The following is a 23996-nucleotide window of genomic DNA, read 5'->3' on the forward strand; positions in this document are numbered from 1 at the left end:
GATTGTTGTTATTATTAGGGTAACAATCATACCATGATAAAATATTATAACCAGAATTTAACAAGATTTGTGTCTTGTTTCTAAACAGTCAACAACCTCTTGTAAGCTGGTATCACTGCGTTGTAGCAGTACGAGCAGGTGATAAAGTAAGTCCGCTGATTCGTTTATAAGTTCGAGCTTGTCTTGTTTCATGGCGGCGAGTGCCACCTCAACACCTTCTTCTCCAACCTTTTGGCAACTTCGACTAATATCTTTTGCGAATAGTGAGGCTGTGTAGCTGGTATTTGGGTCGTCAGTTTTACGTGACACTATCACTTGTTCTAGCTGCGCTAGAAAACTGGTTACAGGTTTTGCGTCCCCAAAGCAGCTTTGTGTACCTAAATGACATGTCGGCCCCTCGGGTGTCGCCAATAGCAAAATAGCATCATAATCACAGTCAGTATGCGCACTGACTAATCGTAAAACATTTTGCGATTCTTCACCCTTGGTCCATAACCGCTGTTTGGATCTTGAGTAAAAAGTGACAAGTTGCTTTTCAAACGTTGCGGCGATAGCGGCTTCGTTCATAAAGCCTTGCATGAGGATTTGTCCTGTTGCTGCGTCTTGTACAATAGCTGGCATTAACGGACATTTTTCAAAATCTAGTTTACTTAAGTTATCTGGAGTTAATTGCATTGTCTTACTGCCACCTGTTGCTGTGCTAAAAATGTTTTTAGTTGCCCAATATTAATCATGTTTTTATGGAATACGCTGGCGGCCAATGCGCCGTCAACTTCACTTTGCTTAAATACATCCGCAAAGTCTTGCATAGTTCCCGCACCACCAGAGGCAATCAATGGAATGTCACAGATACGACGAATTAAGCTTAGCTGTGCATTGTCATAACCATTACGCACGCCATCTTGGTTCATACAGTTCAATACAATTTCTCCTGCGCCCAAGTCTTGTACCATTTGAACCCACTGCTGGGTTTTGTAGCGCGTTCTGCTAGATGCGTTTGGGTCGCCGGTTAATTGATAAACCAAATAATCTCCGGTGGCTTCATCATAGAAGCTGTCAATACCCACTACCACGCATTGCTTGCCAAACTCATCGTGTAACTCTTTGATCAGTTGCGGTCGTGCAATTGCTGGGCTATTAATACTGATTTTGTCAGCGCCTTGTTCTAGTACCTTAGCAGCATCTGCCACAGACTTTATGCCGCCGGCAACACAAAATGGAATGTCGATGTGCTTGGCGATATTGCTTACCCAGTTAACGTCCAATAGACGTTTTTCTACGCTAGCGCTGATTTCATAGAATACTAGTTCGTCAGCTCCCGCTTCACTATATAGTTGGGCGAGCTCTAGTATGTCTCCAACTACTTCATGGCCTTTGAACTTTACGCCTTTTACGACTTGACCATTTTTAACATCCAAGCATGGAATTATGCGCTTTGACAACATGCTAATGCCTCCTCAACGCTGAAGACTCCATCGAGCAAGGATTTACCAAGAATAACTCCACCCACGCCTATCTCTACGAGCGTTTTTATATCTGATAATGAACTCACGCCGCCTGAAGCTTGCACCTTAATATCGCTGTTGTGCGCTATGAGTTGTTTGTACAACTCAAAAGACGGGCCTGTCATGGTGCCATCTTTACTAATGTCCGTACATAAAAAATCTATCACGCCAAGGTTCGCATAAAAGTCTACCAGTTCAAATAAGTTGTCTTCTCCGTCAGCAAGCCAACCATGTGTTGCAGGTGCCCATCCAGTTTCTGTTTTGTTGACATCTAGGGCAATAACAAAACGCTTTGCACCGAATTCTTTGAGCCACTGTGCGACTTCTTGGCGTTTGTCTACCGCCATGGATCCGATAACAACTTGAGCAGCTCCGGCATCTAGCCATTGTTTGACGTCTTCATATCGACGTACACCGCCACCAACTTGATAGGGTACATTCAATGCTTTAGTTGCGGCTTGGATTTGTTCCCACTGCTTTTTGTTTGGATCTCTTGCACCTTCCAAATCAACGAGGTGAAGCTTTTGCGCGCCACTGTTTTGGTATTCTTGTAATCGACAGGCCAGCTCAAACGGATAAAATTGGGCGGTATCGTATTTGCCTTGATACAATCGAACGACTTGGTTTTGCAGTACATCTAATGCTGGAATTATCATCAACAATCCTTAGGCAAGTTGCCAATCTATAAAATTCTGTAAAAGTTTTGCGCCAACTTTAGCGCTGCGCTCAGGGTGAAACTGCATACCCGCATAATTATCTTTCGCGACAATGGCAGAGAATTTATTACCATATTCTCCTTCGACTAAGGTGGCGTTGTTGATTGTGTGAGCGTAACTATGGACGAAATATACTTGTTGAGTCTCGTCGAGTCCTTGAGTTAAAGGATGTGGTTTTATCTTTGCTAGGTTGTTCCACCCCATATGTGGTGAAGTCAAATCACCGACTTCTAATAGCTCAACATTGCCGGGGATCATACCTAGACACGGAACATCTCCTTCATTGGTATGCTCGCATAGCAACTGCATGCCTAAACAAATTCCCATCAAAGGGCGTTGATATTCTGCGATTGCTTGTTGCCAGCCGCCTTGTTTGAGTCGCTCCATCGCGACTTTTGCATGGCCAACACCTGGCAAAATGGCGCGTTCAAAATGGCTCAATTGAGCAGGCTCGGTGATCACCTCAGGTGTCACTCCCAAGCGTTCGAAGGCGAATCGAACGGAGTTGATATTGGCACACCCAGTATTGATAATGGCAATCATAAACACCCCTTAGAGCTTGCGGTTTGCTGTTGTAAATCTTTTGCGATTGCCATTCTAAGTGCCCTTGAGAAGGCTTTGAACAGACCTTCAACTTGGTGATGACAATTGCCGTCCGATACTGACAGAATTAAACTGACTTGAGCGTTTTCTGCTAACGACTTAAAAAAGTGCTCAACCATTTGCACATCTAAATCGCCTACCTTGTCACGACTGAAGTTTGCGTTGAGCACGAACGAAGCGCGACCCGACAAATCCAATTGACACTCCGCCTTACATTCGTCCATTGGCAGTGAAAAACCATATCGAGCGATTTGCGATTTTGTCCCTAATGCGCTCTTTAATACTTGACCTAATGCGATGCCCACATCTTCCACAAGGTGATGCTCATCAATGTGTAAGTCGCCACTGGCTGTTATATTCAAACCAATATTGGCGTGTGTACGGATTTGGTCCAACATGTGATCAAAAAAACCAAGGCCGGTGTTTATCTGCCCGTTGGCGCTTTGATCTAAGTTTGCAGCGACAGATATTTGCGTCTCTTTGGTATCACGAGTGACACTGGCACGGCGGTTTTGGGTGGTCAATTTAGTGACAATAGCGGGCCAGTTATTCTCATACAAGATACCTTCAATACATAGGTTTTGCGCGAGTCCTATGTCTGTTTGGCGATCGCCAATGACGTATGAACGTGCTAAGTCAACTTTACCGGAACGCATCAGTTCTGTAAGCAGCCCAGTTTTAGGCTTTCTGCACTGGCAGTTGTCTTGCTCAAAGTGAGGGCAGATCAACACGTCGTCGAATGAAATCCCCTGACTGGTAAAAATCTCCATCATCTTATCTTGTGCGATATCAAAATCCGCAGTCGGAAAACTATCGGTGCCAAGTCCATCCTGATTCGATACCATCACCAGTCGATAGCCCGCAGCCTGTAGTTGCAACAATGCGGGAATAACGTTGGGGAGTAAGCTGAGTTTTTCTAAGCTATCAACTTGTTTATCAATAATCGGCTCTTCAATCAAAGTGCCATCTCGGTCAATAAATAGGTAAGGTGTGCTCATATCTGATCCTCTACTGCTGTGCGTTTAACGCATCAAGCCAATTCTTTACTTGTTCTAGTTCTTGCTCATTGCCGATGGAGATTCGTAACCAGTTATCTTGCTCGTACAGGGTAAATGGTCGCATGATCAGCCCACTTTGCATTGCTTTGTCTATATCTGCTTTGTTGGAAAGCTGTACGGTGACAAAGTTACCTTGTCCATCAAGTACTTTATCCACTGCCGAGCATTCTTTGAGCCATTGCACCAAAGTGGTTTTAGCGCGGTTTAAAATGGTCACTTGGCGGCGCATTTGTGTGATTGCATCCGCTTGAAGCGCCTGTTCAGCAATTTTGGCAACCACACGAGATACAGGATAGGGCGCAATCACTTTACGAATAGGGGCGAGCAGCTTGGTATTGGCAAGCATGAAACCTGTTCTGAGGCCTGCCAGTGCAAACGCCTTGGATAAGGTACGCAGCACTACGATATTGTCGAAGTCTTGGAGTAAAGAGGATGCTGTTTGTTCAGGGCAGAACTCTATGTAGGCTTCATCTACAACGACAATTGCTTTGTTTTCTAGCGCCTTGGCAATAGCTGATATTTTACTAAGTTCAGTAGTACTGCCTGTCGGGTTGTTTGGGTTACAAATAAACACCAGTTTACTGTTACCCACAGCGGTAACGATTTGTTCGCTGCTGCCTTGTAGTAGCAGCTCTTGGGTTAACGCATTGATTGTCACATTGTGACTATCTGCGGTTACTTTATACATGCCATAAGTGGGCAAGAATAACGCGATACTGTCTTCACCACTTTTACAATAGGTTCTCACCAGCAACTCGATGCCTTCGTCAGCGCCTCTGGTCATAACGACTTGATCTTTGTCTAGTTGAGCATATTGTGCATAGGCTTGGATCACAGATTCAGGCTGTGGGTCTGGATAGCGATTAAGATCAGACAAGCTCAGCTCGATGGTTTTTGAATACGGACTTTCATTGGCATTAAGCCAAGTTGAGCCTGTAAGCTTTTGGCTTTTCGCTGAACTGTATGCGGCTAACGCATTTATGTTTTCTGGTAGCAGGCTACTAGGAAATGTTTGCTTAGTCATTTTGTATTGTCTCCAAACGAACCTTCACGGCGTTTGCGTGTGCATCCAGCCCTTCGGCGTTGGCTAAAGGTAAGATAGCGCTACTGAGGTTTCTAAGCCCTTGTGGGGTAATACTTTGTACGGTATAGGTTCTATAAAAATCTAATAGATTAAGACTTGAATACACCTTCGAGTATCCATAAGTTGGCAACACGTGATTGGTACCAGAGGCATAGTCTCCTGCTGATTCTGGTGTGTAGTCACCAACAAAAACAGATCCTGCATTTTTTACTAACGACATAAATGGGGCTGCATCTTCCAGTTGTAAAATTAGGTGCTCTGGTCCGTACTGAGCCGAGACTTCAAAAGCCTGCTCAACTGACTCAACCAAAATGAGAGCGCTATTTTGTAGTGCCGCCGCTGCAATACTTTGGCGGCTCAAATTTTGTAACTGTTTATCAATGGCAGCTTTTGTTTGTTCAATTATTTGCGCACTGTTGGTCAGTAAGATGACTTGCGAGTCAGCGCCATGCTCAGCTTGAGAGAGTAAATCTGCGGCAATAAAATTTGGGTTCGCACGCTCATCGGCAATGACTAATACCTCAGATGGACCTGCTGGCATATCAATAGCAAAACCAGTTTGTGTTTGGCTGAGAATTTGTTTCGCCATAGTTACATAGCTATTGCCAGGACCAAATACTTTGTTTACTTTTGGTACGCTTTCGGTGCCCAACGCCATTGCGGCGATAGCGCCTGCACCACCACTTTCAACGATGATGGAAATACCACACAGCTTGGCGGCATACAAAATAGCTGGGTTAATGGCGTTATCACCATTAACAGGGGTTGCTAAAACGATGGTTTTCGCACCACACAATTGTGCACATACACCTTGCATTAGCACCGAAGAAGGCAGCGGGGCGCTACCGCCTGGTACATATAACCCAACTGCGTCGATTGCTTGATATTTTAGTTCGCACTCAACGCCTGTTGTTGTCTGCAGTTTAATGTCTTGCGGTAACTGAGCTTGGTGAAACGCTTTAATGTTGCTGTATGCTTGATCGATGGCCGCTTTCAGTTCGCTCGTTAGTTGCTTTTCGCTATCTGCTATTTCCTGCATCGGTGTGCGAAGACGCGCGTTAGTGCGTTTATCGAATAGCTGAGCATATTTAAGCAATGCCTGATCACCACATGTTTTCACTTCGTCAATTATTTCCAGCACGCTTGTTTCAACTGCTTTACTCGCATTCACAGCAGGGCGTGTAAGTAGCGCTTGTTGCGTTTGTTGACTGACCTCATTCCAACGGATCACGATATTACTCCATCATTTTTTCAATTGGCATAACTAGGATAGAGTTTGCGCCTAGCGCTTTGAGCTCTTCCATCGTTTCCCAGAACAAGGTTTCGGTGCTAACCATGTGTAAGGCAACATATTCATCGCTACCAGCTAGTGCGAGCAATGTGGGTTGTCCTGTGCCTGGCAGTAATTCACAAATTTCGTCCAACTTGTTTTTTGGCGCGTGTAGCATGATGTATTTGCTTTCTTTAGCTTGTTTAACACCTTTTAAGCGCGGCATAAGTTTGTCAATCAGGGCTAACTTATCGTTGTCGCTTAGGTTAGGATTTTGAATTAAACACGCGTTTGATTCTAAGATAGTGTCACCTTGCATTAAGCCGTTGGCTTCTAAAGTGGCACCTGTTGAGACTAAATCACAAATGGCGTCGGCTAAACCTGCACGAGGAGCAACTTCGACAGAGCCAGTTAGCATGACCGCGCTGGCATTAATGTTCTCGCGTTGTAGGTATTGCTTTAATATTTCTGGGTAGGTGGTGGCGATGCGTTTACCCTCGAACCATGATTTGTCTTGTGGGCCCAACTCTTGGGGCCACGCAAGCGCTAAGCGGCAATAGCCAAAATCTAATTTAGACAGTTTAATAACTTCGGCGTTTTGAGTGCCGCCAGAACGTTCAGCCTGTGCTTCTACCAACACATTTTCACCCACGATACCTAAATCACATACGCCATCCATGACTAAGCCGGGAATGTCGTCATCACGTACACGAAGTACATCGATCGGCATGTTAGTGGAGTGCGCTATAAGACGTTGTTCACGAAGGTTGAGTTTAACACCTAGCTGCTTGAGTAAATCTTGGCAGTCTTTAGAAAGGCGTCCTGACTTTTGAATTGCGATACGTAATCTGTTGTTATTCATAATTTATTTTCCTAATGTTTAAAACTAAAAACCCCGAGGCGGAACCTCGGGGCGAAAATAAATTACTTTGTGTGTGACTCGCCGGAGGTTCCTTTTGGGAATAACCCACCAGCGAAATACCTGACAGGTTATCCCGTTGAATGATGGTGATGATGTACGGCTGTCAGTGTATTGAACATGGTTAACTCTTAAAAAATTAGTTATGCTTAAATTGTGCTATTAGCAAACCATAAAAATAGAACACAGTGCAAGCACTTTTTACACGTTGCTAAAGCATATCTTATAACTGCCGATAATATAGGTAGATTTTAGATGACGAGGTAACTTGTTATGGATGTATTTACACCGTTTCTAAGGAACATCGTTCGCTTAGAAGTAGATCATAAGCCAATGTTTTATATTGCGGGCGTGAAAGATGGCGCGATCGAAAAAGTCAAATTGCGCAAAGCTGCTCTGCAAGAGCAACGCAAAAAGCAAAAAGAGCAAGAATTGGCTGAAAAAGGCAAAAGCGCCAAAAAGAATGAGCAAGAAGACGATGACGAGAAGCATTTAGACACTTGGGCATGAGTTACAAACATTGAAAAAGCTTGGTGGCTTGCCCTTAGTGTGTTTACTCTTTACAATCGTGGCAAATTCAATAATTAATCTTAATCTTGTCTATTCAACACGTTTTTTCTGAACAAGGTCCACTTGCTCAGCAGTTCAGTGGCTACACGCCAAGGCAACCGCAAATTGAAATGGCTCAGGCAATAGAAAAAACCATTGCGGACAATGGTCAATGTGTTGTTGAAGCTGGAACAGGTACGGGCAAAACGTTTGCTTATTTAGCGCCTTTACTGTTAAGCAAACAAAAATCAATCATTTCGACAGGGTCAAAAGCACTGCAAGAGCAACTTTATCACCGTGACCTACCTACCTTACAAAAAGCGTTGAAAGTTGCAAAGACAACGGCTTTGCTCAAAGGGCGAGCGAATTATCTATGTACCTACCGGTTATCTCAGCATGTGGCGCATGTGCCAAGTGACGACCCAGACATCATGCATCAGCTAGCAATGGTCGCTAAGTTTGCTACTGAAACTGACAGTGGGGATTTAGCTGATTGTGTTGGCATCGAGGAAGATGCGAAAGTTCTGCCGTATGTCAATTCTACAGCGGATAACTGTTTGGGCAAAGAATGCCCAGATTTTGACAGTTGTTATATTCGAAAAGCGCGAATAAAAGCGATGGAAGCCGATTTGGTGGTGATAAATCACCATCTATTTTTTGCTGACATGGCGGTCAAGGACTCGGGTTTTGCTGAGCTGATGCCAACGGCGGATAACTATGTGTTTGATGAAGCGCATCAGTTGCCACAGATAGCCAGCGATTACTTCGGAGAGTCATTTAGTACAAAACAACTTGGTGACCTTATCAATGACATTCGTCTCATTTACAGATCAGATATACCTGATATGCTGCAACTTGGTAAAACACTAAACAAGTTAGAAACCAGTGTTGCAGACCTGCGGATATCGTTTGGAGCTGATGGTGGTCGAGGCGATTGGCGAGCGGCTTTAGCAAATAAGCCGGTATGCGATGCGTTGCATCGAGTGATAAGTGATCTCGATTTTTTATATCAGGTCTTGAAAACTTGCTTAGATCGCAGTGATAAAATAGAACACCCTTTTGAGCGTGTATTGAAGTTTAAAGGACAGATGGAGCGCGCTTTTGATGTGTCGCAAACAGGCTATAGCTATTGGTACGAAACGTCTCGCAGGTACATTGCGATTCACATAACGCCCCTTGATGTTTCGGCTAAGTTTAAAGAAATTGTTGCAAAAACCAAAGCAAGCTTTGTGTTTACCTCAGCGACTCTATCAGTAGATGATTCACTTGCGCATTTCAACGCGAGTTTGGGTTTAAAGCCTCAACATCAAAGTATTGTCGCCAGCCCGTTTGATTATCAAAATCAAGCCATATTGTGTTTGCCCCGTTATCTGCCCGAAAGTGGTGATGATTTGATGCCCCACACTCTGGTGAAAATAGCTAAGCAAGTTATTGATGCCGCAAAAGGCAGGACTTTTTTGCTTTTTACCAGTTATCGCGTGATGCACCTGGTTTACGAAGGGCTCAGTACCGCACTTGAGTATCCTATCTTTATGCAAGGACAGTCGTCAAAGCGCATTATCTTAGAGCAATTTGTTAGACATGGTAACGCGGTGTTGCTAGGCACTGCGTCATTTTGGGAGGGTGTTGATGTACGAGGCGATGCGCTCAGTTGCGTGATGATCGATAAGTTGCCTTTTACGTCACCAGATGATCCGTTATTGCAAGCTCGTATGGCTGATGCAGAAATGCAGGGCAAAGAGCCCTTTACAACCATCCAACTGCCGCAAGCGGTGATAAGTTTAAAGCAAGGTGTTGGTCGCCTGATCCGTGATAAATCTGACAAAGGTGTGCTGATCATTTGCGATAATAGGCTAGTTACGCGAAAATACGGGCAGACATTTTTAAAGAGTTTACCAGCGATGAAACGTACACGCAGTCTGGAAACCGCAACGACATTTCTTGAGAATATAAAATAATATGAAACATAATTTGTTAGCAATTGATGCATCAACCGAAGCTTTGAGCTTGGCTCTGTACTTTAATGGACAGACCTATCGCTATTTTGAGGAATGTCCGCAGCAGCATAGCCAAAAAATTCTCCCACAGATTGAACAGATGCTAGATAAAGCAAACTGCCAATTAAAAGACCTAGATGGCATTGTATTCGGCCGCGGCCCAGGCAGTTTTACTGGCGTTCGCATAAGCGTAGCGATAGCGCAGGGATTGGCCTATTCGTGTGATTTACCGCTAGTGGGTGTGTCAACACTAGAAGCAATGGCGCTACAGGCTGTGCGTGAGTTGAAAGTCGAACAGGTTATAAGTGGTATTGATGCTCGGATGGGGGAGATATATCTTGCTCAGTACGAACTCGCAAGCGATGGTTGTATCAATTTACTTGGGGACGAAGTTGTATGCTCCCCAGAGGATGTGAAACATTACGAGACCGCTATCAATGCCGTGGGTACTGCTTGGCAGGCGTATCCTGAAATTGCAGGGCCTTGCAACCTTGTCGTTAGCAATGACATTAGGTTACCAGATGCCTTTTATATGCTTGAACTTGGTGATATTGCGTTTAGTCATGGCTTGACCGTAAAGGCTGCCGATGCACAACCGCACTATGTAAGAGATACTGTAACTTGGAAAAAGTTGCCAGGTCGCGAATAATCTTATATTTTTAAAGTAGTCGTTAATTCGGTGCAGACAATGAAGACGCAACTAATTTTACAAAATCAGCACACGTATCAGCTTAAGCCGGCAATAAAAAAAGCCCGTGAGCAGGCTGAGTCTGTACCGAACCCAGTCGAAAATGTAAGCTTTGTCAAAACATCTGAGAAAGGTATTGAGCTTGCAAAGAAACTGCAAAATGAATTTACCTCAACGATATATGACCAACCAAATTTTAAGACCAGTAAGGCAATAGGCACATATATGGCAATCAATAATCAGCAGCGTCGCAGCGATATTGAAAGCTTAATAGGCGTAAATGTATACGCCTGAACGAATGAAAATTATTCAAGGCTTATTGAAATCTTCTATTTGTATTCTTTAAAAAACTAGGTATTGTTTAAAGAAAAAAACGAGTCTTGTATTTGTCTACTTCAATACTAAACAAGTTTAACCGCCTAGCAGTAAAGATATCTGCTAACACCATGATATTGTCGTTACGAGAGGGGTATATTGCACTCATCCCTTTCTTTATTGTTGCCTCTTTAATCACACTTTTAAATCAATGGCTTGATATAGCGGCAAAAGGTTTTGAACACCAATACTTGAACCAGTTTAATCAACTTGTGTGGGGGCTGTTTCCTTTACTTAGTTTGATCTCATTCTCTTACCATTTAGCTAAAAACTTGAAAGTTCATACTATTGCAGCGCCTATTTTGGTAATAACTTGTTTTACCGCGACAACGGGTTACATGTATATTGAGAATAACAGTATTCATATTGACCATACACAAGGTGTATTATATTCCTTGTTTATGCCAATATTTTGCAATTATTTATTGTCTTATTTAATGCAAATAAAATTATTTAGAATCGTTAATGTCAGTTCTATTAGTTTATTCCTAAGAAAACATATTAATTTAATCTTTCCCTATATGGCAGTCACCACTATCACGCTGATGTTATATCCATATATTGACAATACTGCCACGTGGTTTGCGCAAACCCTATCAAATGCGCAAGTAGAGTTGAGCGCTCTGGGTAAGCTGTTTATGCAGCTGCTAAGCTCACATATGTTATGGTTTTTAGGCGTACATGGAGATAATACCTATCAAATTTTAGCTCCTACTCATTTTACGCATTACCTTTTGGGGTCATCGGTCGAAAACTATCATTTTTTCTCTGTTTTTGTTCTACTTGGCGGCACTGGCTGCGTGTGGGGGATTATCATTGCGAGTTTTTTATTAAAAGAAGCTCGTCATGAGCAGCATATTGCAAAAATATCTTTGCCACTGGCGGTATTCAATATCAGTGAGGTTATGATCTACGCGCTGCCTATTGTATTTAACCCATATATACTATTGCCATTTTTATTGGCACCTATGTTGAACGCTATTGTTGCTTACTACTGTTTGTCATTGGGAGTGATTACAGTAATACCAGACCAATCAGTTCCTTGGTTTACGCCCATTTTTATCAACGCGTGGTTATTAACGCAAAGCTATAGCGCATTGTTATTACAGTTGGTGTTAGTGCTTGCGAATGCCGCTATATATTATCCTTTTCTTAAAATCTATCAACGTCAAAGCATGTCAGGGAAGGCATTGGATATGCTGGTAAAACGCTATTCGGCTGGACGCCAAATCGAAGACAAAGCAGAAAGTATGTTTGCCATTCACCATAGTGAAAAGCAGCTAGAACATCACAGCTTAAAACAGGTGACGGACGCGTTGAATAAAGGTGCGTTAACACTTTACTACCAGCCAAAAATAGCACTAAAAACGAATAAAGTCATAGGGTTTGAAGCACTGTTAAGACTAACCTATAGCGATGGCTCAGTGCAAGGCCCGTGGTTTTTAGACACGTTAGCAAAGCATAATTTACTAGATGTCATCGATAACTATGTGATAGATCAGCTTGAAGTTGACCTTGAACGGTTTGCAAGTGCCGGATACGCGCCAAAGGTTAGTTTTAACATATCCCCCGACAACCTACTAAACGGCGGATATAAACGGATTGTGAAAGCATTTTCTCGTTTTGAAGAACAAGTTGAAGTTGAACTCTTGGAGTCTAGCTATATTGAGGATTTCGCTACAACTATAGAGGTAGTTAATCACTTAAAGCGGCATCATATTCGCTGTGCAATGGATGACTTTGGCACAGGCTATTCTTGTTTGTCAGTACTGTCAAAGCTCAATATTGACACCATCAAACTAGATAGAAGTTTATTACCTGAGTCTAATAACCTTAAATCAGAAACCTTGTATAAACATTTAGCTCAGCTATGTACTCAGCTAGGTTTTAAAACTGTTGCAGAAGGCGTTGAAACAAGGGAAGAAGAACGAGTAGTAAAAGCTGCCAATATCGATTGTGTTCAGGGGTTCTTATACCACCAAGCAATGCCAATCGATGAGGCAATTGAGCTGTTAGCAAAATCAGAGACGATTTGAGTAACCGCCTCTAATCATTGGTTACTTTTCAATAAATGAAATTAATTTGTCCGCAATATGGGTGTTATTTTGAGAGCCAATGAACTGGCTTGCACCTTTACCATAAGCAAATACTTGCACGTCGATTGCCGTGTGCCCACTGGTTGTCCAACCTGTGAAACTCGCTTTGCTAATAATAGTCTTTATGGCTTGCGCGAGCTCTTTTTCCCCTTGAGATTTAGCTTGTTCAAGCAATAGTTTGTTTTGATTATCAAAAGGTAACTTTGTTGACGTATTCCAAATTGGCGCAATATCATCACTGGCTAACATTTGCTTCGCAATGGTTTCTGCGGAAGCACTTACACCTTTAATTACATCACTTTCCCAGCGATATTGACCGTTAGCACCCAGCGTCAAACCACCTGTTGAATGGTCGGCGGTAACGATGAGTAATGTATCAGGGTTTTCGTCAACGTAGCGCTTTGCGACTTTTATAGCATTGGCAAAATCGTGCATTTCGTGCATAGCACAGGCTATATCGTTAGCGTGGCCACACCAATCGATTTGACTGCCTTCTACCATGACAAAAAAGCCTTGCTTGTTTTTATTGTTCAGCAAAGACAGAGCTTTACTAGTCATTTTTTCTAAGCGGTCAGGGTGCTGGTCAATCGCAAATGGCATACCCACAGGCGCGAAAAGCCCAAGAGCTGGAATGGACTGTATATTGGCAAGCTCATCAATATTGTCGCTATAGGCGTAACCTGCGGCTTTAAATTCCTCAACTAAGTTTCTATCTTCACGAATAAAATACTTAGTTCCGCCACCTAGCATCAAGTCGACGGGTAGCTTACCGGAGATTTTGTTATCAATATAATCATTAGCGATGTCATCATAGTTGCGACGAGATTCGTTATGTGCAGCAAAACTCGCTGGGGTTGCGTGATTAATTTGCGAAGTTGCTACAAGCGCCGTTGTCATACCTTGACTTTTTGCCAGTTCTAGCATGGTTTTTAAAGGTTTTTTTTCAGTATTTACCGCTATAGCACCGTTGTAACTTTTTGTACCAGTACTTAGCGCTGTTGCGCCGGCTGCGCTGTCTGTCACAACCGTATCATCATCTGGATATGTGTGAGCCATGCCTACTAATATCGAATCAAATACGGTTGGCTCAACCTCTTTGGTTTTCTTATCATCCATATAATAGCGATATGCCGTAGTGTAGGTTGGGCCCATACCATCACCGATCATATAAATGATATTCTTTGGCATTGATGCAGCAAACGCATTGGTACTCAAAACAATACTTGTGGCAAGCACACTGAGTGATCTTTTCATTTAAATATCCTTTGTATTCCCGTGTTTATCTTGAATATCATACAACGATCTAATTCAAAAATTCACAAATGAGATAAAATGACAGCCACATCAGAGCATGGCTGACTAATCGATACATGGAAGTAGATATCTTTATCTCAATGTTGTACGTATTATAAGTTGTAATGATAAAGTATTTGTATGCAATACAATATTAGATTTATGTGACTCGGATGAAAAATGCGATAGATGCCTTACACAGAATAGGGATGGCGGCTCAAACCACAAACAACAAAGGTGAAGTTGTCCTTTGTATTCATGGGTGGCTTGATAACAGCAACAGTTTTACACCCATGCTTGATAAAGCGAGTGATTCATATCAATGGGTTTCAATTGATCTAAAAGGGCATGGGAAGTCGCAATGGCGCTCTGCTGATGCACATTATTATTTCGTAGACTATGTTTATGACTTATTGAATATACTTGATGTTTTAGAGTTAGAGCGTTGCCACTTGGTTGGGCATTCTATGGGAGCAATGATCTGTGGATTGTTTTCATCTTTGTATCCACAACGGGTTAAAAGTTTAACTATGATAGAAGGCTTTGGGCTGGTGTGTACACCAGAACAAGAAGTCAAACAGCAAATTTTGCAGGCCTTTGAGCAGCGCCAAGCAAGTGATAAATTTAAAAAACGGCTTTATGCAAACTTTGCAACACTGGTCAATGCCAGAAGTAAAGCAGGGGGCCTTAATCAAAAAGATGCTGCGCTTCTCATGCAAAGAAACTCACAACAAGTGGAAGGTGGGTTTTACTTAACGATTGATCCTAGACTTAAGACTGCTTCGGCAATGCGATTTTCTTTGGCGCATGCCAAAGCGGTGCTAGAAGAAGTGGTTACCCCTAGCCTATTGATTGTCAGTGAGAAGGGCTATGATTTTGTTAAAGATAATTGTGGGCAATTCATGGATGGGTTCAAACAGATAAGGGTTGAAGAAGTTTCAGGGGGACATCATTGCCATATGGACAATCCCCAAGAATGTATTAGTTTGATTGAACAGCATCTGAATAGAAATACATTAACATAATTGTATATTTCGACTAAATGTGGGAATATCACCGGATTAGAGTATTTGCTCAATTGTTAAAGCGCCTTATATAGATTAAGGTAACGTATCAAAAAAATAACTAAAACACAGGAGCTAAGAGTGGAGAAAATCTGGCTAAAGCGCTACCCAGAGGGTATGCCTGAAACTATTGACCCAGAGCATTACAACTCATTGCTTGAATTGTTTGACAAAAGTTTTACCGAGTTCGCATCTTTACCCGCATACAGCAACATGGGAAAGACACTCACATATAAACAAGTTGATGAAAAAACTAAAGCTGTAGCAAGCTATCTTCAGAACACACTGAAACTAGGCAAAGGAGATAAAGTTGCAGTAATGATGCCAAACTTACTGCAAACACCACTAGCAATTTTAGGCATTTTACGTGCTGGATGTACGGTTGTTAATGTTAACCCACTATACACGGTACGCGAGCTAGAACATCAACTTAACGACTCAGAAACCAAAGCTATTTTCATCCTTGCTAATTTTGCACAAACGCTGGAAAAAGCATTGCCCAAAACTCAAGTTAAGCACATTGTGTTAACTGAGATAGGCGATATGATGGGGGGAGTTAAAAAGCACCTTGTTAATTTTGTTGTTAAACACATTAAGAAGATGGTGCCAGAGTTTTCTTTACCGCAGGTGATTCCATTTAAAGATGTTGTTAATGCAGATCCTAACGCATATCAAGTACCAGATGTGAATTTAAATGATCTGGCTTTTTTGCAATATACTGGTGGTACAACCGGTGTATCAAAAGGCGCAATGCTTACTCATGGCAATATGGTCGGCAATCTTGAGCAAGTATCAGGCTGTTTAGATAAAGTGTTGGATAACGGTAAAGAAATCGTCATCACGGCGCTTCCGCTGTATCATATTTTTGCACTAACTGCGAACTGCTTAACCTTTATGAAGTACGGTGGACACAATATCCTGATCACTAACCCACGTGATATGCCTGCATTTGTTAAGGAACTGGCTAAGTACCCGTTTACCGCAATCACTGGTGTAAATACATTATTTAATGGACTACTAAACACCCCAGGTTTCGACCAGCTAGACTTTTCACACCTTAAAATGTCACTAGGTGGTGGCATGGCGGTTCAGCGCCCAGTTGCAGAGCGTTGGCAAAAAGTTACACGTAGCAAACTAATGGAAGGCTATGGACTAACTGAGTGCGCGCCATTGGTTACGATTTGCCCTTATGATTTAGATGGTTACAATGGCTCGATTGGATTGCCAGCACCAAGCACGGAACTAAAAATCGTGTTGGAAAATGGCGAGGAAGCTGCGTTAGGTGAAGCGGGCGAGCTGTGCGTAAAGGGTCCACAAGTTATGGCTGGCTATTATAATCGCCCAGATGCGACTGCCGAATGTTTGAAAGACGGCTGGTTCGCAACGGGTGATATTGCGACCTATGACGAAGAAGGGTTCTTCTATATCGTTGATCGTAAAAAGGATATGATCATCGTTTCAGGCTTTAACGTCTTCCCAAATGAGGTGGAAGAAGTTGTTGCTATGCATGATGGTGTGTTGGAAGTGGCTGCGGTTGGCGTTCCTCACGATGTCAGTGGTGAGCAAGTTAAAGTATTTGTCGTGAAAAAAGACCCTTCTTTGACGGAAAAGGATATAATTAAACATTGTCGTGATAATCTGACTAATTATAAGGTACCCAAGTTGGTGGAGTTCAAAGATGAGCTACCAAAAACTAACGTTGGTAAAATCCTACGCAGGGCCTTAAAAGAATAAAGAATAGCCGGCATTAGCCGGCTTTTTTTATAACAAAAATATGTCTAGGAGACGCAGTGCAGTACCAAGTTATTCAATCCCAAAATGAGCTAAACAAGTTTGTCGATAGTATCTCCAATGCCCAGGTTGTCGCTTTAGATACGGAGTTTATGCGTCGTCGAACTTTGTACCCTGAAGTTGCATTGATCCAGGTATTTTCCCAAAACCACTTGGCTTTGATTGACCCTCTTTTGGAGTTGGACTTAGGAGCTTTGTGGGAGGTGTTCAAAAACCCAAATATACTAAAAGTATTGCATTCACCTTCCGAAGATATTGAAGTATTTCAAAAGTTTGCCGGATTTGTGCCATCCCCAATTTTTGATACTCAGTTTGCGCTTCAAGTGTTAGGGAAGGGCAATTGTGTTGGGTTTGCCAATATGGTTAACACTATTTTGGAAGTTGAAATAGACAAAAGTGAGTCTCGCACCAATTGGTTGCAAAGGCCTTTGACTCAAAAGCAATTGGACTATGCTGCATCAGATGTATTTTATTTGATGCCATGTTTTGAATTCATCTACAAGCAAGTGAGTGAAAGCGGCTTGATTGACGTTGTGATAGCTGAAAGTGAATTGGTCGCCAAGAAACGTGCTTTTATGGTACCTGATGATCAAGTCTACCTAGATGTAAAAAATGCTTGGCAGTTGAAACCGAGAGATTTAGCGGTACTAAAAGAGTTAGCAGCTTGGAGACGTAACAAGGCAGAGAGGAAAAACTTAGCACTGAGTTTTGTGCTTAAAGAACATAATATGGTGGAGGTTGCAAAACGTCGCCCAACTTCGCTTAATGGTTTGCGCAATGTTCCAGGTATCGAAGCGATGGAAGTAAACCGCTCAGGAAAAGAAATCTTAGCGTGTATAGAAAGAGGAAAATCGATATCAGAGCCACAGTGTCCGCAAAAATTATTACGTTTAATCGATTATCCAAACTATAAAAAAGCGGCAAAAGAGCTAAGTACTAAGATTAAACACATTGCTCAGAATAATGCTATACCAGCCGATGTATTAGCTTCCAAAAAGCAAATCAATCAATTGATCAGCTGGAACTGGAAAAAAACAGCAGAAGAGCGAGCTTGCTTGCTAAAACCTGATTTGTTGCAGCCTTGGCGCTATGAATTAGTTAAGGAAGAACTCAAAGATTGGGATGTTTAATTGAACAATCCGTCAGACCTAATATCTACCTGCTGATAACGACGAACGCATCGGCAGGTAGATTTTGTAAATGACCATCTGGTTATTTCGATTCTTTATCGTCATCAGGTAATGTGACGTTAAGCTCCAAAACAGCTAAATCATCTTCATTTTGCTCAAACTGTACGTTTACTGCATCAGAGTCAACTTTTACATATTTACGGATCACATCAAGAATGTCTTGCTTGAGTTGTGGCAAGTAATCTGGTGTGCCTCTTTTTGAACGCTCATGGGCAACGATGATCTGCAAACGCTCCTTGGCAAGCGATGCGCTACTTTTCTTCTCCGAACGAAAATAGTCAAGTAAAGACACGTTAACCTCCAAAAATCCGTTTTAGTAAACCTTTTTTCTCGACATCAAGAAAACGAAAATCGATAATTTCACCCAATAAACGATTAATGGCATCGCTATATGCCTGACCTGCATCTGATTCGCCATCAAGCACAACAGGCTGGCCCGAGTTAGAGGCGTTTAATACCGCTTTTGACTCTGGAATAACACCGAGTAAGTCGATTGCCAGGATCTCTTGCACGTCTTCTACAGATAGCATTTCACCATTTGCAACACGCTCAGGATTATAACGGGTAAGGAGTAGATGCTCTTTAACCGGATCTAACCCCATCTCAGCGCGTTTTGACTTACTTTGCAAAATACCTAAAATTCGGTCTGAATCTCGAACAGATGACACCTCAGGGTTGGTGGTTACAATCGCTTCATCCGCGAAGTAAAGCGCCATCATTGCACCGGCTTCGATACCTGCTGGCGAGTCACAGATGATAAAGTCAAAGTTGTCTTTCATTTCGCCTAGAACACGTTCAACACCTTCTTTGGTCAGTGCGTCTTTATCTCGCGTTTGCGATGCGGGAAGTATGTATAGCTTCTCAACGCGCTTATCTTTGATCAGCGCCTGATTTAAATTTGCTTCACCATTGATAACGTTTACAAAATCATAAACGACTCGGCGTTCACACCCCATTATCAGGTCAAGATTACGAAGGCCAATATCAAAATCGATGATGGCTGTTTTGTAGCCTTTAAGTGCAAGGCCAGTACCAATAGCTGCGCTAGACGTAGTTTTGCCTACACCGCCTTTACCTGAAGTTACGACAATAATTTTTGCCATGTGATTTATCCTTTGACCAAAGCTGTTATTTCTAATGAATCATTTTTTTGTTTTACTTGTGCTGCCTGTCCCCAATGTTCTCCTTGTAAAGAATCACTGATCCAGTAGCTACCATTTACAGAAACCAATTCTGCTTCAAGACGCTGACAATAAATTGTTGCGTCATCGTATCCTTGAGCTCCTGCAATTGCTCGGCCTCTCAAAGTACCATAAATATGAATATTTCCATCCGCTATTACTTCTGCACCGTGACTTACCGCACCCATAACTATCAAGTCTCTGTTTTTAGCATATATTTGTTGACCTGAACGAACGGTGGCGTGAACGGTTTGTGGCGGTAAATAAACTTCTTTTTCAACTTTTACCACTTCAGCGTTGCTCGTTTTGTCAGCGATAGGCTTAGCATTATCTTTACTGTAATTTAAAACTGATAATGTGGCGGCTTTAGCTGCTTCATTGTGCTGTTCGGTTCCGTTGCAGATACCCACGGGATTGAGCTGTAAGTCAATCAGTGTTTGTTTCAACGTTACAAAGTCAACGTCGGCATCCTGTAATTTGGCGAGGTTAATGACTATCGGTGCACCGATAAAAAACTTGGGTGCCTGAGATATTTTTTCGTCTAGTGCCTTGCTAAGTTGTTGGATGTCAACCGAGAACAAGTGCAACACAGACAGGGTAAAAAGGTTCCCTTTTAACTCAAATGTTTGTTCTGACATAAGCGCTCTATAAAATGCATACTTAATACTTTAAACAGTCTCTGATCAATTCTTTTTATGTGGAATAAAAAATGAGTCTGTTAGGGCGTAATTGTTATTTTGGCCCCGTATTATAAACGTTTGTAAGTCGCAAAACTTTCCAAATACAATGAGTGTCATGGTATAGTGCCGTTTAGACATAAGCAAGAATTTATAGGGTTATAATGCTCACTGCTGTATATAAAAGCTCAAAAAAAGCTGATACCTACCTTTATGTAGAAAAGCGCGATGATTTTACTAAAGTGCCAGAACCATTAATGGACATGTTTGGCCGTCCACAGTTTGTTATGATGTTTGATTTATCAAAAAGAGATAAGCTAGGCATCGCAGATATTGCCTTGGTTAAGGACAAGTTAAGTAGTGAAGGATTTTACTTACAACTTCCTCCACCAGAAGACAATCTTCTAGATCAATTTAAAAAACAAAATGGAGTGTCCAGTGATTAAAAAGTTAACTGTGCTAGTGAGTGCATTGTGCTTATCTAGCTCTGTTTGGGCGAATACACAAGAGAAGTTCGATAAATACGTCGCTGAGTTAAAAGTAGAAGCGCAAGCCAAAGGATATGATCAAGCTTTGATAGACGAAGCATTTTCGACAGCAAAGTTTAAGAAGAAGGTCATTACCAATGATAAAAACCAGCCTGAAGTTGTTGAAACATTAGAAACCTATCTACCTAAACGCGTTCCAAAATGGAAAATAAATCAAGCGCGTAAGCTATATAAAGAACATCAAGAAATTCTAGAAAAAATTGCCAACGAATATGGAGTACAAGCTCGTTTTATTGTTGCTCTATGGGGACTGGAAAGTAATTTCGGCCGTATCCAAGGTGGATACCCTGTTATCAGCGCGCTGGTGACGTTGGCGTTTGATGGCCGTCGTGAAGCTATGTATAAGCGCCAATTATGGGCTGCGCTAGACATTTTAAAAGCCGGTCATATTACTCTTGAAGATTTTAAAGGCTCTTGGGCCGGGGCAATGGGGCAAACTCAATTTATGCCAACCTCTTTCAATTCATATGCGGTTGATTACGATAAAGATGGTAGAAAGGATATTTGGACAACTGAGGTTGACGCGTTTGCTTCAATCGCAAACTACCTAAAACAGGCTGGTTGGGACGACAATCTGACTTGGGGTAGACAGGTTAAGCTTCCAGATGATTTTGATAATAAATATATTCTTAAACGTGGTACAAAAACCCGCAAAGAGTGGCTTGATTACTGGAAAGAGTCAGAGCGTAACTTGGCTGATTGGCAAGCATTGGGTTTACGTCGCGCTGATGGCACGGATTTACCGAAAGTCGACGTGACAGCCGCACTTGTAATGCCTGATGATATCAATGGTCGAATGTATCTAGCGTATGATAATTACAAGGCATTAATGCACTGGAACCGTTCATACTACTTCGCCACAAGCGTTGGATACTTATCAGACAGAATAGCGTATCCGAAGTTATAAAACTCACAGGCGCGGTATGGCCTGTTCGTACGCTCACTTGACATAAAAAAGGCAGCATTCCAACATGCTGCCTTTTTGTTACGGCTTAAATGCCTACAAGTGTGTAATGAATTCCTATATGTTCTTTTACTAAGCTTCGATGTCAGTAATATGAAAGTGGTTGAACTTTTCCCCAAAAAACTCGGTACGAAAACGCTGTATAAGCCAAAATGGTCGGAACGACTACTACAACGCCATAGAATAAGAATCGTAGAGATTCAGGTGCCGCAAGGGCTTCAAAAATAGTGAGCTTTCCCGGCACAACATAAGGGTAGAAGCTGTAAAGTAAGCCAAAGAAACATAAAATAAAGATCACGCAAGAGATCAGAAACGGCAGCCAACTACCAACGCTAGGCTGGTGCTTTAATTTCCATAATACGCGGTCAAGCAATACAAACATTACAAGGCAGACTATGGGCATAGGAAGTAATAGCAGTAGGATCTCTGACTCAAACCAACGTACGTAAACACTGTGGTTGATAATAGGATTGATTGCAGATACTGCCATGACACCAAAAAAGGCCATACGTGTTGCAAGCTGGCACCAAGCGATGGCTTTTAGTTGTAATTCGTCTTGTGTTTTTAAAACGAGCCACGCAGCGCCAATTAAAGCATAGGCAGCCACTACACCAATACCGCTGAGACATGCGAATATAAAGGCAAGCACGCTTTGTTCAAATGACATAACGTACAAACCTAGCATATAACCCTGTGTGAAAGCGCTGATGATAGAGCCGATTTTAAAAAGTTTGTTCCACATAGACTTACGTTTAATTTTTGCTTTGGCTCTAAAGTCAAAGGCAACCCCACGAATAATAAGACCTATAAGCATAACCGTGATAGGCAAATAAAGCGCTTGCAGTATCATGCTATGGGCAGCGGGAAAGGCGATAAGTGCCAAGCCAACTGCCAACACTAACCAAGTCTCATTGGCATCCCAAAATGGACCAATAGACGCAATCATTGAGTCAGCATGGTGCTCATTATCCGTTGGCAGTAAGATCCCAACGCCTAAGTCGTAACCATCTAATACAGCGTAGAGTAAAATAGCCAGCGCCATCAGCGAGGCATAAACGAAAGACAGCATTTGTGCATCAAGCATAAACATTCTCCTCAATGGAGGGTTTTTGGTATTCTTCAACTTCAACAGATTTGTCAGCAGTGTAGAAAAGCGTTCGAACGTAGGCGATAAGTAGCAGCACATACACAGTTAAATAAGCTATGAGGGAGATAAGCACATTATCGCTGGCCACTTGAGTGACGGCCTCTTCAATGCGTAGCACACCAGATACGAGGTAGGGTTGGCGACCAATTTCTGTTACATACCACCCAGACAGTGTGGCTATCCATCCAGAAAAGGTCATGGCGATGAGTGTCTTAAGCTGCCAAGGCGCAAGCGTATTATTACGCCACAGCGTAAAGCGAAAATATAGTGCAACGACAATCATTAACATACCCATGCCCACCATAATTCTAAAACCAAAAAAGACAGGCTTTACAGGTGGAGTCGCATCAGGAAATTCATTTAGTCCTTTGATTTCACCATTTTTATCATGAGTTAAAATAATGCTCGCCATATTGGGAATAGCGATTTCAAAATTGTTAGATTTGGTTTGTTCGTTAGGAATAGCAAACAGGAGGAGGGGGGCGCCTTTTTCAGTTTCCCAAACGCCTTCCATTGCAGCTACTTTTTGTGGCTGATGCTCAAAGGTATTCAAACCATGTAAATCGCCGACAAACATTTGTAGCGGTGCAAGCAGTGCAGCAACAGTTAATGACACTTTTAGGGTCAGCTGAGGCGCTTTTTTATCATCACCTTTTAACAGTCTATAACTGCTAACACCTGCAATCAGAAATGCGGCGGTTAAGCCACTGGCTAGCAGCGTATGTGAAAGCCTGTAGGGGAATGAAGGGTTAAATATGACCAAAAACCAGTCGGTTGGGAATACTACACCATCGCGTACCTCAAACCCAGATGGTGTTTGCATCCAAGAATTTAGAGATAGAATCCAAAATGCTGAGAGACTGGTGCCTATTGCAACGATTACCGTTGATAGTGTATGAACTCTTGCAGAAACACGTTTCATTCCAAATAGCATGACGCCAAGAAATGTGGCTTCCATAAAAAACGCCGTTAACACCTCATAGCCAAGCAACGGGCCAGCAATATTACCCACCTTTTCCATGAAGCCTGGCCAGTTTGTGCCGAATTGAAATGACATGGTGATACCACTGACAACACCAAGGGCGAAGGTAAGGGCAAAAATTTTAACCCAAAAGCGATAAGCGCGGAGCCATACAGGGTGTTGGGTCTGGTCGTATCTAATTTTAAAATAAACTAAAAACCATGCTAACGCGATGGTAATGGTGGGAAATAAAATGTGAAAACTAATGTTTGCAGCAAACTGAATTCGCGACAACAGCAAGGTATCAAGCATGACGCACC

Annotated in this window: 24 protein-coding genes; 10 read left to right on the forward strand and 14 right to left on the reverse strand. The window is 42.3% G+C overall.

The features are described 5' to 3' along the window. Positions 1–57 precede the first annotated feature (57 nt). Genes hisIE through hisG form a run of 8 tightly spaced genes read right to left on the reverse strand, consistent with a single transcriptional unit; the run spans position 58 to position 7101 of the window. Positions 58–675, reverse strand: a complete 618-nt coding sequence (hisIE, locus tag L1070_RS02565) for a bifunctional phosphoribosyl-AMP cyclohydrolase/phosphoribosyl-ATP diphosphatase HisIE (protein WP_237124360.1) — start codon at positions 673–675, stop codon at positions 58–60. Then, positions 666–1445, reverse strand: coding sequence for an imidazole glycerol phosphate synthase subunit HisF (hisF, locus tag L1070_RS02570; RefSeq protein ID WP_237124361.1), 780 nt, complete (start codon positions 1443–1445; stop codon positions 666–668). Before hisF ends, hisIE begins: the two co-directional genes overlap by 10 nt. Then, positions 1427–2161 (reverse strand): 1-(5-phosphoribosyl)-5-[(5-phosphoribosylamino)methylideneamino] imidazole-4-carboxamide isomerase, encoded by a 735-nt coding sequence (locus tag L1070_RS02575; RefSeq protein ID WP_237124362.1) that lies wholly within the window; start codon positions 2159–2161, stop codon positions 1427–1429. The genes hisF and L1070_RS02575 overlap by 19 nt, the downstream gene beginning before the upstream one ends. 9 nt (positions 2162–2170) lie before the next feature. Further along, entirely contained in the window at positions 2171–2764 is a 594-nt protein-coding gene (gene hisH, locus L1070_RS02580) for an imidazole glycerol phosphate synthase subunit HisH (RefSeq protein ID WP_237124363.1), read from the reverse strand. Further along, positions 2761–3822 carry a bifunctional histidinol-phosphatase/imidazoleglycerol-phosphate dehydratase HisB gene (hisB, locus tag L1070_RS02585; protein WP_237124364.1) on the reverse strand — a complete coding sequence of 354 codons (1062 nt, stop codon included), beginning with the start codon at positions 3820–3822 and terminating at the stop codon, positions 2761–2763. The genes hisH and hisB overlap by 4 nt, the downstream gene beginning before the upstream one ends. 10 nt (positions 3823–3832) lie before the next feature. Continuing rightward, positions 3833–4906, reverse strand: coding sequence for a histidinol-phosphate transaminase (gene hisC / locus L1070_RS02590; protein WP_237124365.1), 1074 nt, complete (start codon positions 4904–4906; stop codon positions 3833–3835). Next, positions 4899–6197, reverse strand: coding sequence for a histidinol dehydrogenase (gene hisD, locus L1070_RS02595; RefSeq protein WP_237124366.1), 1299 nt, complete (start codon positions 6195–6197; stop codon positions 4899–4901). Before hisD ends, hisC begins: the two co-directional genes overlap by 8 nt. Before the next feature lie 4 nt (positions 6198–6201). Beyond that, a complete protein-coding gene (gene hisG / locus L1070_RS02600) occupies positions 6202–7101 on the reverse strand; it encodes an ATP phosphoribosyltransferase (RefSeq protein WP_237124470.1) in 900 nt (299 codons plus the stop codon). A 327-nt stretch (positions 7102–7428) separates the two neighbouring features. Between hisG and L1070_RS02605 the strand changes: the two genes are divergently transcribed. The 5 genes from L1070_RS02605 to L1070_RS02625 all read left to right on the forward strand — a co-directional run bounded on the left by L1070_RS02605 (position 7429) and on the right by L1070_RS02625 (position 12800). Then, positions 7429–7665 (forward strand): hypothetical protein, encoded by a 237-nt coding sequence (locus L1070_RS02605; RefSeq protein ID WP_237124367.1) that lies wholly within the window; start codon positions 7429–7431, stop codon positions 7663–7665. A 170-nt stretch (positions 7666–7835) separates the two neighbouring features. Beyond that, the gene (locus L1070_RS02610) at positions 7836–9662 is read left to right on the forward strand and encodes an ATP-dependent DNA helicase (RefSeq protein WP_237124471.1); all 1827 of its coding nucleotides are present in this window, start codon (positions 7836–7838) and stop codon (positions 9660–9662) included. Between the two features lies 1 nt (position 9663). Beyond that, positions 9664–10350 carry a tRNA (adenosine(37)-N6)-threonylcarbamoyltransferase complex dimerization subunit type 1 TsaB gene (gene tsaB, locus L1070_RS02615; protein ID WP_237124368.1) on the forward strand — a complete coding sequence of 229 codons (687 nt, stop codon included), beginning with the start codon at positions 9664–9666 and terminating at the stop codon, positions 10348–10350. A 39-nt stretch (positions 10351–10389) separates the two neighbouring features. After that, positions 10390–10683 (forward strand): hypothetical protein, encoded by a 294-nt coding sequence (locus L1070_RS02620; RefSeq protein WP_070982936.1) that lies wholly within the window; start codon positions 10390–10392, stop codon positions 10681–10683. A 92-nt stretch (positions 10684–10775) separates the two neighbouring features. After that, on the forward strand, positions 10776–12800 hold the full coding sequence (locus L1070_RS02625; RefSeq protein WP_237124369.1) for an EAL domain-containing protein: 2025 nt from the start codon (positions 10776–10778) through the stop codon (positions 12798–12800). Positions 12801–12821: 21 nt separating this feature from the next. Here L1070_RS02625 and L1070_RS02630 read toward each other — a convergent pair whose 3' ends face one another. After that, positions 12822–14114, reverse strand: coding sequence for an alkaline phosphatase (locus L1070_RS02630; protein WP_237124370.1), 1293 nt, complete (start codon positions 14112–14114; stop codon positions 12822–12824). Positions 14115–14326: 212 nt separating this feature from the next. On the opposite strand from L1070_RS02630, the gene L1070_RS02635 reads away from it, so the two are divergent. From L1070_RS02635 to rnd, 3 genes are all read left to right on the forward strand, one after another. Beyond that, positions 14327–15178, forward strand: coding sequence for an alpha/beta hydrolase (locus tag L1070_RS02635; protein WP_237124371.1), 852 nt, complete (start codon positions 14327–14329; stop codon positions 15176–15178). Between the two features lie 120 nt (positions 15179–15298). Beyond that, a complete protein-coding gene (gene fadD / locus L1070_RS02640; RefSeq protein WP_237124372.1) occupies positions 15299–16951 on the forward strand; it encodes a long-chain-fatty-acid--CoA ligase FadD in 1653 nt (550 codons plus the stop codon). A 56-nt stretch (positions 16952–17007) separates the two neighbouring features. Then, entirely contained in the window at positions 17008–18138 is a 1131-nt protein-coding gene (gene rnd / locus L1070_RS02645) for a ribonuclease D (protein ID WP_237124373.1), read from the forward strand. An 82-nt stretch (positions 18139–18220) separates the two neighbouring features. Here the strand turns inward: rnd and minE are convergent, their stop codons facing one another. Genes minE through minC form a run of 3 tightly spaced genes read right to left on the reverse strand, consistent with a single transcriptional unit; the run spans position 18221 to position 20017 of the window. Then, the gene (minE, locus tag L1070_RS02650; protein WP_070982931.1) at positions 18221–18490 is read right to left on the reverse strand and encodes a cell division topological specificity factor MinE; all 270 of its coding nucleotides are present in this window, start codon (positions 18488–18490) and stop codon (positions 18221–18223) included. A 1-nt stretch (position 18491) separates the two neighbouring features. Next, on the reverse strand, positions 18492–19301 hold the full coding sequence (gene minD / locus L1070_RS02655; protein WP_237124374.1) for a septum site-determining protein MinD: 810 nt from the start codon (positions 19299–19301) through the stop codon (positions 18492–18494). A gap of 5 nt (positions 19302–19306) precedes the next feature. Further along, positions 19307–20017, reverse strand: a complete 711-nt coding sequence (gene minC, locus L1070_RS02660) for a septum site-determining protein MinC (protein ID WP_237124375.1) — start codon at positions 20015–20017, stop codon at positions 19307–19309. A gap of 203 nt (positions 20018–20220) precedes the next feature. On the opposite strand from minC, the gene L1070_RS02665 reads away from it, so the two are divergent. After that, entirely contained in the window at positions 20221–20502 is a 282-nt protein-coding gene (locus L1070_RS02665; protein WP_070982928.1) for a YcgL domain-containing protein, read from the forward strand. Then, on the forward strand, positions 20495–21511 hold the full coding sequence (locus L1070_RS02670; RefSeq protein ID WP_237124376.1) for a lytic murein transglycosylase: 1017 nt from the start codon (positions 20495–20497) through the stop codon (positions 21509–21511). Before L1070_RS02665 ends, L1070_RS02670 begins: the two co-directional genes overlap by 8 nt. 142 nt (positions 21512–21653) lie before the next feature. On the opposite strand, the gene L1070_RS02675 is transcribed toward L1070_RS02670, so the two are convergent. Together L1070_RS02675 and L1070_RS02680 are read right to left on the reverse strand one after the other, a co-directional pair. Continuing rightward, complete coding sequence (locus tag L1070_RS02675) at positions 21654–22652, reverse strand: cytochrome d ubiquinol oxidase subunit II (RefSeq protein ID WP_070982926.1); 999 nt, start codon at positions 22650–22652, stop codon at positions 21654–21656. Continuing rightward, positions 22645–23988, reverse strand: a complete 1344-nt coding sequence (locus L1070_RS02680) for a cytochrome ubiquinol oxidase subunit I (protein ID WP_237124377.1) — start codon at positions 23986–23988, stop codon at positions 22645–22647. The genes L1070_RS02675 and L1070_RS02680 overlap by 8 nt, the downstream gene beginning before the upstream one ends. Between the last annotated feature and the right edge of the window lie 8 nt (positions 23989–23996).

Origin of the sequence: Pseudoalteromonas sp. MMG022 (assembly GCF_021654245.1) — a bacterium.
Lineage (GTDB): Bacteria > Pseudomonadota > Gammaproteobacteria > Enterobacterales > Alteromonadaceae > Pseudoalteromonas > Pseudoalteromonas amylolytica.

Bases quoted from the DNA above. Each gene is read 5' to 3' on its own strand.
- hisIE (WP_237124360.1), bottom strand. From the start codon at position 675: ATGCAATTAACTCCAGATAACTTAAGTAAACTAGATTTTGAAAAATGT.
- hisF (WP_237124361.1), bottom strand. From the start codon at position 1,445: ATGTTGTCAAAGCGCATAATTCCATGCTTGGATGTTAAAAATGGTCAA.
- L1070_RS02575 (WP_237124362.1), bottom strand. From the start codon at position 2,161: ATGATAATTCCAGCATTAGATGTACTGCAAAACCAAGTCGTTCGATTG.
- hisH (WP_237124363.1), bottom strand. From the start codon at position 2,764: ATGATTGCCATTATCAATACTGGGTGTGCCAATATCAACTCCGTTCGA.
- hisB (WP_237124364.1), bottom strand. From the start codon at position 3,822: ATGAGCACACCTTACCTATTTATTGACCGAGATGGCACTTTGATTGAA.
- hisC (WP_237124365.1), bottom strand. From the start codon at position 4,906: ATGACTAAGCAAACATTTCCTAGTAGCCTGCTACCAGAAAACATAAAT.
- L1070_RS02605 (WP_237124367.1), top strand. From the start codon at position 7,429: ATGGATGTATTTACACCGTTTCTAAGGAACATCGTTCGCTTAGAAGTA.
- L1070_RS02610 (WP_237124471.1), top strand. From the start codon at position 7,836: ATGGCTCAGGCAATAGAAAAAACCATTGCGGACAATGGTCAATGTGTT.
- tsaB (WP_237124368.1), top strand. From the start codon at position 9,664: ATGAAACATAATTTGTTAGCAATTGATGCATCAACCGAAGCTTTGAGC.
- L1070_RS02620 (WP_070982936.1), top strand. From the start codon at position 10,390: ATGAAGACGCAACTAATTTTACAAAATCAGCACACGTATCAGCTTAAG.
- L1070_RS02630 (WP_237124370.1), bottom strand. From the start codon at position 14,114: ATGAAAAGATCACTCAGTGTGCTTGCCACAAGTATTGTTTTGAGTACC.
- L1070_RS02635 (WP_237124371.1), top strand. From the start codon at position 14,327: ATGAAAAATGCGATAGATGCCTTACACAGAATAGGGATGGCGGCTCAA.
- minD (WP_237124374.1), bottom strand. From the start codon at position 19,301: ATGGCAAAAATTATTGTCGTAACTTCAGGTAAAGGCGGTGTAGGCAAA.
- minC (WP_237124375.1), bottom strand. From the start codon at position 20,017: ATGTCAGAACAAACATTTGAGTTAAAAGGGAACCTTTTTACCCTGTCT.
- L1070_RS02665 (WP_070982928.1), top strand. From the start codon at position 20,221: ATGCTCACTGCTGTATATAAAAGCTCAAAAAAAGCTGATACCTACCTT.
- L1070_RS02675 (WP_070982926.1), bottom strand. From the start codon at position 22,652: ATGCTTGATGCACAAATGCTGTCTTTCGTTTATGCCTCGCTGATGGCG.
- L1070_RS02680 (WP_237124377.1), bottom strand. From the start codon at position 23,988: ATGCTTGATACCTTGCTGTTGTCGCGAATTCAGTTTGCTGCAAACATT.